The organism is Mucilaginibacter gossypii, from assembly GCF_900100945.1.
GTDB lineage: Bacteria > Bacteroidota > Bacteroidia > Sphingobacteriales > Sphingobacteriaceae > Mucilaginibacter > Mucilaginibacter gossypii.
Window position 1 is genome coordinate 362360 of sequence record NZ_FNCG01000003.1, and the last position, 14767, is coordinate 377126.

Annotated in this window: 12 protein-coding genes; 8 read left to right on the plus strand and 4 right to left on the minus strand. The window is 42.7% G+C overall.

Annotated elements, in window-relative coordinates:
• The first annotated feature begins 20 nt into the window (after window positions 1-20).
• The 4 genes from BLS28_RS07630 (at window position 21) to BLS28_RS07645 (ending at window position 4612) form a co-directional block, all read left to right on the plus strand.
• Window positions 21-857, plus strand: coding sequence for a helix-turn-helix domain-containing protein (locus tag BLS28_RS07630; protein WP_091164144.1), 837 nt, complete (start codon window positions 21-23; stop codon window positions 855-857).
• Between the two features lie 73 nt (window positions 858-930).
• Window positions 931-1473 carry a YbhB/YbcL family Raf kinase inhibitor-like protein gene (locus tag BLS28_RS07635; protein ID WP_091164145.1) on the plus strand — a complete coding sequence of 181 codons (543 nt, stop codon included), beginning with the start codon at window positions 931-933 and terminating at the stop codon, window positions 1471-1473.
• Window positions 1474-1491: 18 nt separating this feature from the next.
• Window positions 1492-2415 carry a ketopantoate reductase family protein gene (locus BLS28_RS07640; protein WP_091164147.1) on the plus strand — a complete coding sequence of 308 codons (924 nt, stop codon included), beginning with the start codon at window positions 1492-1494 and terminating at the stop codon, window positions 2413-2415.
• Window positions 2416-2965: 550 nt separating this feature from the next.
• The gene (locus BLS28_RS07645; RefSeq protein ID WP_143020712.1) at window positions 2966-4612 is read left to right on the plus strand and encodes a hypothetical protein; all 1647 of its coding nucleotides are present in this window, start codon (window positions 2966-2968) and stop codon (window positions 4610-4612) included.
• A 279-nt stretch (window positions 4613-4891) separates the two neighbouring features.
• On the opposite strand, the gene BLS28_RS07650 is transcribed toward BLS28_RS07645, so the two are convergent.
• The 3 genes from BLS28_RS07650 to BLS28_RS07660 are packed head-to-tail and all read right to left on the minus strand — an operon-like array spanning window position 4892 to window position 7966.
• Window positions 4892-5569: an ABC transporter ATP-binding protein gene (locus BLS28_RS07650; RefSeq protein ID WP_091164152.1), complete on the minus strand. Its 678-nt coding sequence runs from the start codon at window positions 5567-5569 to the stop codon at window positions 4892-4894.
• Between the two features lies 1 nt (window position 5570).
• Window positions 5571-6830 (minus strand): ABC transporter permease, encoded by a 1260-nt coding sequence (locus tag BLS28_RS07655; RefSeq protein ID WP_091164154.1) that lies wholly within the window; start codon window positions 6828-6830, stop codon window positions 5571-5573.
• Window positions 6827-7966, minus strand: coding sequence for an efflux RND transporter periplasmic adaptor subunit (locus tag BLS28_RS07660; RefSeq protein ID WP_091164158.1), 1140 nt, complete (start codon window positions 7964-7966; stop codon window positions 6827-6829). The genes BLS28_RS07655 and BLS28_RS07660 overlap by 4 nt, the downstream gene beginning before the upstream one ends.
• 224 nt (window positions 7967-8190) lie before the next feature.
• Between BLS28_RS07660 and BLS28_RS07665 the strand changes: the two genes are divergently transcribed.
• The 4 genes from BLS28_RS07665 (at window position 8191) to BLS28_RS07680 (ending at window position 13249) form a co-directional block, all read left to right on the plus strand.
• Window positions 8191-9603 carry a L,D-transpeptidase scaffold domain-containing protein gene (locus tag BLS28_RS07665; RefSeq protein WP_091164161.1) on the plus strand — a complete coding sequence of 471 codons (1413 nt, stop codon included), beginning with the start codon at window positions 8191-8193 and terminating at the stop codon, window positions 9601-9603.
• Between the two features lie 147 nt (window positions 9604-9750).
• Window positions 9751-11049, plus strand: coding sequence for an NRAMP family divalent metal transporter (locus BLS28_RS07670; RefSeq protein WP_091164163.1), 1299 nt, complete (start codon window positions 9751-9753; stop codon window positions 11047-11049).
• A 59-nt stretch (window positions 11050-11108) separates the two neighbouring features.
• The gene (locus BLS28_RS07675) at window positions 11109-12161 is read left to right on the plus strand and encodes a response regulator (RefSeq protein ID WP_091164165.1); all 1053 of its coding nucleotides are present in this window, start codon (window positions 11109-11111) and stop codon (window positions 12159-12161) included.
• Window positions 12162-12736: 575 nt separating this feature from the next.
• Entirely contained in the window at window positions 12737-13249 is a 513-nt protein-coding gene (locus BLS28_RS07680; RefSeq protein ID WP_091164168.1) for a flavodoxin domain-containing protein, read from the plus strand.
• Window positions 13250-13359: 110 nt separating this feature from the next.
• Here BLS28_RS07680 and BLS28_RS07685 read toward each other — a convergent pair whose 3' ends face one another.
• Window positions 13360-14373 carry a zinc-dependent alcohol dehydrogenase family protein gene (locus tag BLS28_RS07685; protein WP_208102480.1) on the minus strand — a complete coding sequence of 338 codons (1014 nt, stop codon included), beginning with the start codon at window positions 14371-14373 and terminating at the stop codon, window positions 13360-13362.
• Window positions 14374-14767 lie beyond the last annotated feature (394 nt).

Sequence of the window (14767 nt, forward strand, 5' to 3'; positions counted from 1 at the left end):
TATTTGTTCCAAAAAACAGCATGGAAATCATACAGGTACCGGAAGTTACACGTCACCATTCCCACATTTCGGCTGGTGAGATCACTTTCGTGGATTATCATGATAGGGGCAGCGCTTTCCGTACGCGCGTTTTTTTTAGCCGGTGCGCAGTCAGCTTTGTACAAAACGGTCAAAAACAGATCTATCGCGCTGCCGAAAACACTATTCTTACTCCGGGTTACGGCATGTTGATACCTGAGGGCAATTCAATTATTGCAGAGCACAGCAATAATGCCGAGCCCTATGGTAGTGTAATTGTCTTTTTTCCGCGCAGCATCGGGCAGGAATTCACGGTAAGCCGCCCCGGCAAGGGGGGAGCCAGCGCCAGCGATATGCCGTATATTTATTTCAAGACCAATGCTTATATCAATGAGTATGTGCGCAACATCAAATCCCTGATCGCCGGCAGGCAAAGCCTTTCTTATGAAATGGCCTTACTCAAACTTACTGAATTGCTCACCGCGTTGCACGAGTTGGCGCCAGAACTTTTGAGCGGCATGTTCGGTACCCCTGCAGATATATCCCTTAAAACTGTTGTTGAAAATAACCTGTTGGGCAGTCTTACACTCGATGAACTTGCCTTTCTGAGTAACCGGAGTGTCTCGTCATTTAAGCGTGACTTCGAAAGAGATTACGGGGTAGCTCCTCAAAAATACATCCGGGAGCGGAAACTGGAAATGGCATGTACCGAACTGCTAAAAGGCAAGTCGGCCAGCGAGCTCTACCTGGACTACGGTTATCAGCACGTGTCCAATTTCAACACGGCTTTCAAAAGGAAATATGGCGTAACTCCGGCGAATTACCGCAAAACGCCATAATTTGAGCTTATCTCAATATATTCTGAACTTTCCGCAACAATTACCTTATGCAATGCGCAGGCATATTTGAGGCATGAAAAAGTTTATCCTCTTTTGCGTCTTTGCAATCAGTTATTACTGCTCTTCAGCACAGACATTCACCCTTAAAAGTGCAGACCTTGGCGGTCAGTTTACCAATGAATTTGTGGCCGGCAATTTTGGCTGCAACGGACAGAACCATTCGCCGCAGCTCGGGTGGTCAAACGCACCTGCAGGTACAAAAAGCTTCGCGGTTACCATGTATGACGCTGATGCACCCACCGGGAGCGGGTTCTGGCATTGGGTGATTGTCAATATCCCCCCGATTGTTACAGAACTGAAACGTGGAGCAGGTGACCCCGAAGCCGGCGCGGTGCCGGCCGGTAGTTTGCAAAGCATTAATGACACGGGCGCCGCCGGCTACCAGGGTCCCTGCCCTGGTGAAGGAGAAGCACTGCATCGCTACATCATCACGGTTTACGCGTTGAATACAGATAAACTTGGTATTGTAACTGGCACGCCGGCTGCGTTATCAGGATACCTGCTTAACAAAGCGGCCCTGGCTAAAGCTTCCCTCGTGGTTTATTGCAAACGATAACCTGGAAACACAACAGATATGAAAACGATATATATTGCCGGAGCGGGCGTCATTGGCCGCACACTCGCGGTTATATTAAAGCATGCCGGTAAGAATGTGCTGTTGATCCGTGGAACTGTTGATGGCTTGCCGGGCACATCTGAAAGGATCAGGATTAACTTGCCCGACGGATCAGAAGTAAGTGAAAACATTGATGTAAAAACTTTCAGTCAAATAAAAACGATTGATGGTATTGTTGTCATCACCGCCAAATCATTTGCTAATAGCTCGTTAGCGGCGAAGTTAGCTTTGAAGGGAGTCCGTTATCCTGTCGTCCTTTTGCAGAATGGTTTGAATGTGGAAAAGCCATTCATCATGCTTGTTTTTACGCAGTTATATCGTTGCGTGTTGTTTGTGACGGGCCAGTTTACCGCCGATAACGTGGTACGGTTCAAGCCGGTAGCAACCTGCCCGGTAGGGGTGATCAATGGCAATGAGGAAAGTCTGGCAGCAGTCGTGTCAGAAATAAACAGCCCTGCATTTTCCTTTAAACCAGAATCAGACATCCAGGCAGTGATCTGGAAAAAAGTGATCGTCAACTGCGTGTTCAACTCTGTGAGCCCTTTGCTGAACATTGATAACGGTATTTTTCACCGTAATAATGAAGCACTGGCAATCGGAAAACGAATAATTAAAGAGTGTATCCAGGTGGCTAACGCTTGTGGAGTATCCCTTCCGGAGGAAGAGGTAACCGAGACCTTACTTGCCATCAGCCGTTCATCCGATGGACAATTGATATCTACCCTTCAGGACATCAATGAACATCGTCCTACGGAAATCGCCACCCTCAACCTGGAGATCGCAAGGATAGCCAAAGAGCTGGGTATGGAAGATATGGTAAAAGAAACGCGCCTTTTAGGAGAACTGACAGCAATCAAGTCAAGCTTAAGCCTGATTCAATAATTAGCCGGCCTTATATCTATCTATACTACAAACCGAAAGCAACTGACCCGGACAGTGTATTATTTTGCGCGGTTCAAGTGAGGGGCAAAATCTGTGGAGTTTTTGATAGTTGTCGTTTTATTTCGTGAGATACGCAAGGCAAGACAGCGGTTGATCGACCGGGTTTGCTCTAAAAGTGTTCGGAAGAAATAAAAAAAAGCGAGGATTGTGCGATTCCCTCCCCTGGGAGGGTGTAGGGAAGGGTTTCATTCACAGACTTATCCGCCCGAAATGACGTATAAACCGCCCCCTGCCACCACGAAATCCAGCCGCACCCCTCCCAGTGGAGGGAATTAAAAATCTTCCGAACACTTCTGGGGTTTGCTCCGACAGACAGTTGGGGACGGTTACGGATACGCATTATATATCTTAGCAGGCTGTTTGAAAAAATCGAATTATTATAACTTAGCGGTTGCAATCGCTATAAACCAGCCAAACGGAATACTTGATCATCCGCGCGCAAAGCTACCGATACCTGTGCCCGGAAAATAAAATAAAAGCACTATCGTTTATGAGATTTAAAACTCTTTTGATCTTCACTTTAGCGGTAATGGCAGCGGTCGTTACCACGCCTTTATTCGCTCAAAAAACAAAGCCAGGCAATGCGCCTAAAATCGTTAATATTGTCAATTTTATCCGTGATATCGAACCACGTGATGCGAACATCACCAAAGATGTCCTGTACCAAACCGTGGTGAACCAGATTGCGCTGATGAAGCAATATCACCTGGGCGGAACTTTTTTGTTACAGTACGATGCCCTGATCGATAAACGTTACCAGGAATTGCTGAAAACACTTCCGAAAGGCGAGTTTGAGATTGGAGGATGGTGGGAACTGCCGCAACCGCTGATTGAAAAAGCCGGGATCAAATGGCGGGGAAAATATGCCTGGGACTGGCATTCAGACATCGGTTTTTCTGTGGGTTACACGCCTGCCGAACGCGAAAAGATCATCGACGTTTATTTTGCTGATTTTAAAAGCATATTCGGGTATTATCCCAAATCCATCGCTTCATGGGTCATCGATGCGCATTCGCTGAATTACATGTATGATAAATATAAGATTGTTGCCTCCGCCAACTGTAAAGACCAGGTAGGTACCGATGGTTTCACCCTTTGGGGCGGTTACTGGAACCAGGCATATTACCCCAGCCGTTTGAATGCTTATATGCCTGCTCAGCATGCAGATAAGCAGTTGCCCGTGCCCGTATTCAGGATGCTGGGCAGCGACCCTATACGGCAATATGCCGATGGCAGCTCGGTAACCACGCTTGAGCCCGTTTACCCCTATGCGGGCGGAAATGAGCAGTGGATCAACTGGTTTTTGCAAACTTTTGCCGATGATTCCTCGCTCGGCTACAATTATACGCAGGCTGGGCAGGAAAATTCATTCACCTGGGATGCCATGAAAAAAGGGCTGGAATGGCAGATGCCGGTTATTGCCCGTCTCCGCAAACAGGGTAAGGTTCGCGTAGAAACCATGGCACAGTCGGGCGAATGGTTTAAACGTACCTACAAGGTAACCCCGGCTACTACTTTTACGGTAAGCAGGGACCTGGCAAACAGCGATAAAAAAACCGTTTGGTATAACAGCAGGTTTTACAGGACTAACCTGCTTTGGGAAAATGGAACGTTGCGGATAACCGATATCCACCTGTTTAACGAAACAGTGCCGGATAAATACCTGAATAACGTTACTACCGTTAATCAAAGTTTCTTTTACACGCTTCCGCTGGCAGATGGTTTTCAATGGGGAAAGCGCGGCAAACCCGAGGGCTTTCGCCTGATGATGAACGACGGGGGCGGGGAGGTGCCGGTTCAGGGAGGAGATCCTGTGTTCACAAATCTGAATACGACGACGGCCCATGCTTCATGGCCTGTTGGTAAAGGTTCTTTCGAAATCAATATGAGCGAGAAATCCCTGACCATCACGGCTGAGAACCACCCGGCCGGCGACTGGTTCCTTGACTTGTGCATCGCGGAAGGCGCTAAAACCCCGTTTAAACAATTGACAGGCAATAGCGCCCTGTATGAATTTGATGGGCATACCTACCGGCTTGCTATGCAGCAGGGCACTCTGGAAAAAAGCGCCAATGGCAGTTTATACCGCATCCGGCCACAACACCAGCGAGTTGTATTATTACTGGCAGATCAATAAAAGATCTGCCGGTAGCAGCTGCCGCCTGGTTGTGAGGCCGTGTCAAAATAAATTGATCCAGCCTCTTAATTTAAACCCGTTTTTGCCAATAGATCACTATAATTATAATAGCTGTAACTGTGAAATAATTTCAGGATGGCCCAATTCGTTGATTGGGAAAATGACTTGGCAGATCGTTCGACAAGACCAGGAAAGCCCGGATAAAAGCAAGAAAACCTTGGATGATGAGACTCGGCTGAGAAGCATTCTTACATGCCGATGCGGTTGCTGTTTTTTCAATTAGTTTATGATGGTTCCGTCTTCCATTTCAATAATTCTTTGGGTCTTACGCGCAAATTCACTGTCATGTGTAACTACAAGTATCGTCTGTTGATAATTGGTAATCAATTCGTTAAAAATATTAAAAACGATTTCAGTGTTTTTTTTATCCAAATTACCGGTTGGCTCATCAGCCATGATGATTAGCGGATCATTGATCAATGCCCGTGCAATGGCTACCCTTTGCTTTTGCCCGCCGGATAATTGATTCGGCTTTTTTTTTGCTTCCGTTTCAATGCCTAATACTTTCAATTTTTCAAAAGCCCGGTGTTCAGTTTCTTCTGCGCTGTATTTCCCAAGTCTCAGGCCTGGGAGCATCACATTTTGGAGTACAGAGAATTCATTTAACAGGTAATGGAACTGAAATACGAAGCCTATTTTTTCGTTTCTTACGTAAGCCAGCTCCGGTTCGTTCTTTTGTTTCATACTGATATGATCAATCCTTAGGTCTCCTTCATAATCAGTGTCCATGGTTGAAAGGATATATAATAGTGTTGATTTGCCGCAGCCTGATTTTCCCATAATTGAGGCGAATTCGCCTTTATTAAGCGAAAAATTAACATCCCTCAATACTTTTACCGCTTTGGGTTCATAAAAGGTTTTTGAGATGTTTAAAGCTTCTAATATTATTGAGTCCATGTTATTTCCCTCTTATAATGATTACAGGATCAACTTTACTTGCTTTTTTAGAGGGAAAATATCCCGCAAAATAGGTGGTTAGAAAAGAGAACAGACCAGCGATAAAATAAAAACCTATGTTGAAATCAATGGGATAGGTTTTAATTGTGGGAAGCGCGGTTGTATTAAATGGGATGTGGTTTATGATAACAGATAAGATGAAACCCAGTATCAGCCCTGCCAGGCCGCCAAAAATACCTATGCCTAATGCAATTGTACTAAATATGCGACTTACATCTTTGCCTGAAAATCCTGTGGCTTTTAATATTGCGATTGAATCGAGCTTTTCATAAATCATCATATTTAGAATGTTATATATCCCAAAACCTGCTACAATCAGTAAAGTTACCCCAACTGTGTAAGATATCAGCGAGCGGATAAAGCTACCGGTATCAAATTGTGAATTGGCCGTTTGGATATCCATCGCATCTATATTAAATACCTGCCTGTAATAAGCTGCAATTTTCGGTGCTTCGGTGATGTTTTTTAATTTGACCTGGATGTCTGTGATATAATTGTTTGATTCGTCAAGTAATTTTTGAGTTGTTGCGATAGAGGTATAACTTTGCTTGTTGTCAATCTCTTCAAGACCGGATTGATAAATTCCTACTACTTTTAAAGGCACCTGGTTGCCATTAGCCGGGGTTACGTGAATGATGTCCCCCAGATGGACTATCATTTTTTTTGCAATGCCTTTTCCTAAAATAATACTGTTGGGAGTGTTTTTCAGGTCAATGAATTTGCCCGCTATAATATAATCCCCAAATAAAAAAAGTTCATTTTCCATATTCGGATCAATCCCGTTAATAAGCCCGGTGATATTAACCTGTCCGGTATTGTAGAATATTTGCGCGGTAATTAGCGGTGAAAGTCCCTGCACGCGTGGATCGAGTGCGATAGCCTCCATTATAGCCTTGCTATTGTAAATGCCCAGGCGCTTGTTCTGCGGCTTGACGGAGCTTACAAAGTTGTAACTGTGACGATATGCGTTGGTAAGGTCCACTGGTTGATGCCGTGCAGCTGCAATTTCATTATACAATCTGATATGGGGAGTGCGGTTTATTACCAGCCCATCTAAAAGCTTGTTTAAGCCACCCATAAAACTCAATAGGGCAATAAACATTGTTATGCTAAAAGTTACACCGGTTGCGGCAACAATCGTCTGTCTTAAGTGAGCTAATAATAAAGCTACCGCGATGTTCCAGGTCAGCTTAAAATTCATGGTATCGGTTTTATTAGTTCATCATTTAACTGGAGACCAGAAATTACTTCTACTTGCAGGTAATCACTAAGACCTGTTTTTATTTTAAGTTTTTCACCGTCGCTTCTTATCACAACGGAATCATTGAGCAAGTAGCTTCTGGGGATAAGCAAAGCCTTTTTTCGGGTTTGGATAATTATATTTGCTTCCAAGGTAGTGTTAGGATATAATTTTAGCGGCGGGGTAGTAAAAATAGCTTCAACTCGAAATGTTTTGGTGTGTTCGTTCATTTCCGGATATATTTTGGTCACTCTGGCTTCAAATACCTTGCCTCTGTAACTGTCCATCGTGACAAAAACGGTAAGCCCCGGATTTACCTTAACGATATCATATTCGTCCACTTGTAATTCAAGCAAGAAACTGTCGGCTTTGCCAATGAGGGCCAGCGGCGTTTGCGGGCCAACAGTTTCGCCCGGATTTTTGTAAAGGTTATATACTATTCCGGCTATATTGCTTTTAACAGTAAAGTCGCTTTCCTGTTGTTTGTTAATGCTGAGATTGTTTATGCTTTGCGCGGCGTTATAACGCAATTGCCTTTTCAATTCTGTGAAATTAATTATCGCTGTTTGTAAGGCTGTTTTTGAATTGACTACAGCTAATTCCCTTTCCTCAAGCTGTACTTTAGTACCGATCTGCTGCCCCCACAGTTCTTTTTGCCTGACCAACATTACCGAGTCGTTAAGCATCCTGTACCGGGCCTGATCAACCACGATTGCCGCTGCGGCCAGTTTATCTTTATTTAGCTTAAAGTCGGCAAATGAAGCCGATATCATCGCGTTTTCAACATTTAGCTTTTGATTTTCTTTTTTAATAGATATTAAGGGGGTGCCAGCAGTAACATATTGGCCTTCAGTTACAAATTGCTCCTGAATGATACCGCTAACTGAGGCAAAAGCTTGATATTGATCCTCGCTTTTAATTATGCCGGACGCATATACAGACTCTGATATGGAAGCAACTACCGGCCTTATTTTATCGCCTTTTAATTGACAGGAAACGCTGAACAGAAACGTGGATGCAGTAATTATCGCTTTTACAATATTTATTTGATGGTTTGTTATATTATCAGTAATACTAAAGCTCCTAACAATTTTCATATTGCTAATGTCATCACTCTTAAGTGTTTTAAGTTTGATAAATATCAGGATGAATAGTGACGGTGATCACACCAATTTAGTGGCAGTCATGATTTTATGATCTGCATCAACAAGCTATTTGATGTGTGTCATTCTTTTTGCTGAGTGTTATTCAAAACTTTACACAATATCAAGGTAGCCTTGGGCTGCACTGAAGAAGATTTGGATACTCACAAAATATTGCAATGAAAAAGTCGGTTCTTTTGTTATTCACTTTCAGTTCGTTTTTTCTGGTTAATGTATTTGCCCAGGAAAAGAAGGGGATTACCAATTACGCAATTAACGAACAGCTCAAAAGCGCTGCTACGTCGCAACAATTACATTACCCACAAAGCGTTACACGGTTTTATCGCCAAAACAATTACCTTCCGGTATGGACTAATCCGGAATCACGTCAAAACACCGGGAATGCAATGGTGCTTTTAGATTGTGTGTTACAATACGGATTATCGCATGATGATTTTCATCCTAAAGAGCTTCAGTTTGATATGCTCCGCGATATTTTGGAAAATCCAGGTTCGGTTAGTGACTCCTTAAAGGCACAGTTTGATGTTTTGCTTACAGATGCTGTCATTACCATGCTAAACTATTTGCATTATGGAAAGCTCAATCCTGACTACGGATCCGACAGGGTAGATCATGGAATGGATGTACCATTTCATGCAGAAGCTAAACTGCAGGACATTATACATTCGCCGGAGTTTGCGAAAGATGTTTTGGAAGTACAACCTAATGCAAAACTCTATACTGCTTTTCAGGAAATGCTGCACATAATCAGAGGACAAGCTCCGGATGATTGCTATGGAACCCCAGGAAATGATGTAATGAAAATCGCCGTCAACATGGAAAGAATCAGGTGGGCAAACGTTGATGACGGGGAAAAATATATACAAATCAATATCCCTACCTACGAGCTGACATTTCATTTGCCGGATACATTGGTGGTATTTAAAGCTATTGTCGGGACGCCACAAACTCCCAGCCCGACTTTGCAGAGCCAAATCACCTATTTTACTTCTTTTCCAGACTGGCTTGTTCCTGACCGGATATTTATCCGCGACATCCTCCCGAAAGCAATAGCTGATAGTTTGTTCCTTGATCGGCTTCAGATCAGCATTTATAATAAGGCTGGTCAATTAACAGATATCACTAACGCCCAACTTAAGAGCATATTGGCTTCACCCCAGGGCTATTACGCTAAACAGGCTCCCGGCTGTGATAACACCTTGGGATCGCTGGTTTTTCATTTTCAAAATGTGTACAACATATACTTAAACCAAATTGCTGATCAAAAGCTGTTTGAAAAAGATAAACGTGATTTAAGTAATGGTTGTATCTGGTTAGATAATGCTGCCGGGCTCGCCGCGTTATTGCTCAAACATGACGCTTCAGACCAAGGCGACAAATTGTTTAAAATTCTTAAAAAATCAAAGACACATAATTTCGTGCTTAATAAACCTGTTCCTATAAAAATCACTTACCTGACATGTGACATAAAAAAAGGTGAATTAATCAGGTTTGAGGATATCTATAATATGGACACAAGCCTTGAATTGGCTATTTACGGCAAGCTTCAACGCAATACGAGCATAAGATAAGCTTCGTTTTGCGCAAAAAATGTTAAATCAAATTTTGAACCTTTAACTTATAAGCGGCCACTACTACCAGCGTCAAAACATAGTAGGTGATCAGAAAATTCATCATTTAGTGTATGGGAATAATATAATTTTCTGATATTCAAAACCATGAAAGGTAATCAACAGGTTAAGAAAAAAAAGAACCGCTTTTTGAGATTTTTTTCAATTTTAGGCCCGGGCCTTACTACTGGTGCTGCTGATGATGACCCCTCTGGCATTGCTACTTATTCGCAAACCGGCGCACAGTTTGGCTACAATCAGCTGTGGACAGCGCTATATATGTTACCTTTTATGATTGCCGTTCAGGAAGCTTGCGCACGTATTGGCATGGTAGCAGGTAAAGGCCTATCAGCTGTAATTAAGGAACATTACAGCAAAACTGTTTTATATGCAGTTGTCGGCCTGGTATTAGTGGCCAATACAATCAATATCGGGGCCGATATAGGAGCTATGGCAGCTGCGGCCCAATTACTTATCCCAGCCTCATTTGTTGCATTAACATTGTTTTTTACACTGTTAACCCTTCTTCTGGAGATTTTTACTTCTTATCATTCTTACGCCAGGATACTAAAATGGCTTGCAGTAACTTTGTTGGCGTATCCCATAACTTTGTTTATTGTACATCAGCCATGGCTTACCGTCCTGAAAGCAACTGTTATCCCTCATTTTGAGTTAAATTTTAATTTTCTATTTATCATAACCGGGGTATTGGGAACCACAATTTCTCCATATATGTTTTTTTGGGAAGCCTCACAGGAAGTGGAAGAACAGAAAGAAAAAGAAAGGCTTTCGCGGCATAAACCCAGGCCCGGTTGGATGCAAATTAAAAAAATGCGTATTGATAACACTATCGGCATGATATTTTCAGAATTCACAACCTGGAGTATTATAGTGGTTGCTGCAACCGTTTTGCACAATAGCGGTGTAACTGACATAAAAAGTGCGTCTGATGCGGCAAGGGCAATAGAGCCGTTGGTGCATACCTTTCCTAACGCCGGATTTTTAGCCAAATTAATTTTTTCGATCGGTATTATAGGCCTTGGTTTATTGGCTATTCCGGTACTTTCAGGCTCGGTAGGATATGCCGCTTGTGAGGCTTTTAACTGGAAGGCCGGGCTTAATTTAAAATTGAAAAAGGCGCGCTCTTTTTATGCCGTCATATGCATTGCCACTTTAATTGGATTACTAATCAATTATATTGGCATCGATCCTGTTAAGGCATTAGTTTATGCGGCTGTATTAAATGGGATAGCAGCGGTACCACTATTGTTCCTGATTGCCAGGATCTCCTCTAACCCCAAAATCATGGGAGAGTACAATAGCAAGTTTATTTCCAAATTGCTGCTTTGGAGCAGTTTTGCTGCCATGGGGGCAGCTGCAATAGCTTTGTGTTATACATTGTATTAGCACGGGATTTGGACACTTCAATTTAATGATTTAAATTACACAATATACTGCTCACCGATATGAGTTTTAAAATCTTGATCATTGAAGATTCCGCGGATATTCGCGAGGGTGTAGTTGAAATACTGGGGCTGGCCGGCTACACCGTATTTTCAGCAAGTAATGGTAAAATGGGATTGGAATTGGCTAAAGTCCAGTTACCTGATTTAATACTTTGCGATGTCATGATGCCGGAAATGGATGGGTATGGTGTGCTGTTTATGCTCGGAAAATCGGCCGACACGGCTAATATCCCTTTCATTTTTCTTACAGCCAAAGCCGAACGGATCGATTTACGTAAAGCCATGGAAATGGGTGCTGACGATTACCTGACCAAACCTTTTGATGACGTCGAATTACTTAATGCAATTGAAAGCAGGTTGAAAAAGAAAAAGCAACAAAAGGAATTTTACAGTAAGGGGTTGGACGAACTCAGCAATATAGTTGCCAGGACTGATGGGTTGAACGAACTAAAGCGTGTTATCCGGGAACGCAAGATCCGTTTTTTTAAAAAGAACCAGGTGATTTATTATGAAGGCGACAGAGGAAATGGACTATACGTTGTTCTTAGTGGAAAGATAAAGACCAGTAAACTGGCAGACGATGGGCGCGAATTGATTACTGGTTTACATATAGCGGATCAGTACCTTGGTATTCAGGCATTGCTTGCCGGCGAGGCATATTCAGAAACCGCAAGTGCCCTTGAGGATAGCCAATTGTGCCTCATACCAAAAGAGCAGTTACAGGAAATGTTGAACCTATACCCTGAAGTAACGGATAGTTTTATCAAATTGATGGCAGGCCAGATAAGGGAAAGCGAAGAGCGGTTACTACAACTTGCGTATTACTCTGTCAGAAAAAAGATGGCGGACGCGATTCTAAGGCTTTATCGCCAAAGCGATTCCCCAAATGAAGGCGTCCGGATCTCGCGTGAAGACCTGGCTGCACTTGCAGGTATGGCTACTGAAACAGTGAGCCGTACCCTGTCGGATTTTCGTAACGAGGGCCTGATTGAAAAGAATGGAAGTGTGATAACAGTGCTTGATCTGCAGCGATTGGTTAAAATGAAAAACTGAATTTGTCGAAAAAGACAGGCGTGCAATAGGGACGCTATTCGCAGAATTTCTGCGCTGAATTTATCTGTTTTTACCAATTAAAAATTACCACGGATAACCATACACTTTAATACCAGACAAAATCATCATCAGTACTATTATTGCTATCAAACTGATAGCAATCCAAAAGGTTATTGCAGTGTTTTTGTGATTCGTAACCATAGCTAATGAGTTAGTGTATGTAATTGATAAGATGGAACCTGCACCAGACCTTGCACAGGTAGCTTCAAATAATTGAATGCTTTTTCTAAGTGACTTTCTTGATCTGTTCTCATGCTCCCTGTTAATGAGTAATTAATATGTAAATAAACTATATATCAGCGATGTATGCTGTGATTTCTGTCAGCAAGATCATTGATTCTCGTCATGAATAACAGGGGAGTGGTACTCATAAAAGCTTTATGTATCTCGTTTCGGGTTAAGAATCGACCGACGCTATAGTCGGCTTTGGTGTAATTGATGGTTTAGGGATGACCATTGTCATTTTTGCATAAGCTCCGGTTCAGTAACTTGTATAACCAAATCAAATTACCGGTATGAATGGAATTATTATTTATCAGGGCAAATATGGTGCAACCAGGCAGTATGCGCATTGGCTTGGAGAAACATTGCAGATGCCGGTATCAAAAGTGGAGAATGTAACACCTGCAGTTTTAGCCCTTTATGATACCATTGTTATAGGCAGTTCAGTTTATATCGGCCGGCTGGTACTACGCGATTGGTTAAAGGAAAATGACATCAGGCTAAAGGACAAAAAGCTTTTCATTTTCATTGTTTGCAGCTTCGCAGTTAATGACATAACGCAACAACTGGAGATAATAAAAAATAATCTTGGTACCAAGATCAAAGATGTTGCCGAAATATTTTTCCTGCCCGGCAGGTGTGTCGTTTCCGGACTATCGTGGAAAGACCGGCTTATGCTAAAATTGGGCGCCTGGATTGAAAAAGATCCTGAAAAGAAATCAGTGATGCGTAATGGGTTTGATCATCTTGAGCGGAGCAACCTCAAACCGCTCATCGAAAATATTCACCGTATGGCTGATGACTGACTTTTATAGGTTTGTATGCATAAAGCAAGGTTTGTAAAAGGAGGTATTTATCGATAAAAGTAGCTGCTTATCCCAATATGTACACGTATGCCCAGTTAGCGAAATGTTAATTACATATCGTTCATAACCAATACAGCAGCTCCGCTAATTTGGCCTGATCTGAATTGATTTATCGCCTCATTGGCTTCAAACAAGCGGAATACCTTCGTTTGTGTTAATACTTCGATGTTTTTTAAAATAGAAAAGAAATTCAAACCATCCTGACGGGTTAAATTAGCTACCGACTTAACAGACCGTTCGCCCCAGAGCAAGCTATATGAAAATTCGGGTACATTGCTCATATGGATACCACCACAGATTACCTGGCCTCCTTTGTCTACATCTTTTAAAGCTTTGGGAATAAGTTCCCCTGCGGCAGCGAAAATTATGGCCGCATCCAACACTTCGGGTGGTACGTCGGAACTTCCGCCAACCCAGTGTGCACCCATGGTCTTTGCAAATCGTTGCGCACGCTCGTCCCCATCTCTGGTGAACGCGAATACTTGTTTACCCTGCGCTATAGCTACCTGGATCAAGATATGAGCAGCAGCACCAAATCCATAGAAACCAACATTTTTGGCCGATGGTGCGATCATGCTATAGGAACGAAACCCGATCAAACCTGCACAGAGCAGGGGCGCTGAAGCCGGCTGATTATATCGTTTGTCTAATATAAAACAAAAACGTGCGTCGGCAACCGTATATTCGGAATAACCGCCATCAATAGTGTATCCCGTAAATAAGGGGGCATCACAAAGGTTCTCCATGCCCAACAGGCAAAATTTACAACGCCCACAGGTATGACCGAGCCAGGGAACACCCACTAACTGACCGGAAGAAAGTTCAGTTACTGTACTGCCTGTTTTGACGATGGTTCCGATAATTTCGTGGCCGGGTATCAGCGGAAGCTTTGGTTTATCCAGTTCGCCATCTAATATATGGAGGTCGGTACGACAGATACCACATGCAATTATTTTGATCAGTACCTGATAGTCAGAAGGCTGAGGAATGGGAACCTGGCGATATACCAGTGGCCCGCCGGCTTTTTCAAGCACCATTGCCTGCATGTTACCAGTGTGTTTCATATTAATCTTTTATTACTTTACAATAATCTTAATATCCTGTTTCAGAAAGTTACCTGTTCATTAATATACCATTTGAGAGTAACCGATATATCGCAGATCTCCGGCTCTGTTGCCAGTAGATGGTTAGAGAAAAACATTTCCTCCGGCGAGGCATACCTATGCGTTACATTGCCGGCGCGCCAACAACCATAAAAATAGATTTTCGGCAAGTAAAAAAAGATGATATTATCGGCCTTTGAAAATGATAGTGGTCACTTGTCTTAAAATCAGCAACAATCAGTAATAACATGACCAATATCATTATCCTGGTTGCCGGATGTCATTCATCCGGAATAACGCGCGTTGTAACCTTGTGTTATGAAAAATCAAATCAACATTAAGCACATTAAGAACC

What these genes read in the sequence shown, in the direction of transcription:
- BLS28_RS07630 (WP_091164144.1), top strand. Translation starts at nt 21, where the DNA reads ATGGAAATCATACAGGTACCGGAAGTTACACGTCACCATTCCCACATT.
- BLS28_RS07660 (WP_091164158.1), bottom strand. Translation starts at nt 7,966, where the DNA reads ATGAAAATTGTTAGGAGCTTTAGTATTACTGATAATATAACAAACCAT.
- BLS28_RS07645 (WP_143020712.1), top strand. Translation starts at nt 2,966, where the DNA reads ATGAGATTTAAAACTCTTTTGATCTTCACTTTAGCGGTAATGGCAGCG.
- BLS28_RS07650 (WP_091164152.1), bottom strand. Translation starts at nt 5,569, where the DNA reads ATGGACTCAATAATATTAGAAGCTTTAAACATCTCAAAAACCTTTTAT.
- BLS28_RS07670 (WP_091164163.1), top strand. Translation starts at nt 9,751, where the DNA reads ATGAAAGGTAATCAACAGGTTAAGAAAAAAAAGAACCGCTTTTTGAGA.
- BLS28_RS07655 (WP_091164154.1), bottom strand. Translation starts at nt 6,830, where the DNA reads ATGAATTTTAAGCTGACCTGGAACATCGCGGTAGCTTTATTATTAGCT.
- BLS28_RS07640 (WP_091164147.1), top strand. Translation starts at nt 1,492, where the DNA reads ATGAAAACGATATATATTGCCGGAGCGGGCGTCATTGGCCGCACACTC.
- BLS28_RS07665 (WP_091164161.1), top strand. Translation starts at nt 8,191, where the DNA reads ATGAAAAAGTCGGTTCTTTTGTTATTCACTTTCAGTTCGTTTTTTCTG.
- BLS28_RS07635 (WP_091164145.1), top strand. Translation starts at nt 931, where the DNA reads ATGAAAAAGTTTATCCTCTTTTGCGTCTTTGCAATCAGTTATTACTGC.
- BLS28_RS07675 (WP_091164165.1), top strand. Translation starts at nt 11,109, where the DNA reads ATGAGTTTTAAAATCTTGATCATTGAAGATTCCGCGGATATTCGCGAG.
- BLS28_RS07685 (WP_208102480.1), bottom strand. Translation starts at nt 14,373, where the DNA reads ATGAAACACACTGGTAACATGCAGGCAATGGTGCTTGAAAAAGCCGGC.
- BLS28_RS07680 (WP_091164168.1), top strand. Translation starts at nt 12,737, where the DNA reads ATGAATGGAATTATTATTTATCAGGGCAAATATGGTGCAACCAGGCAG.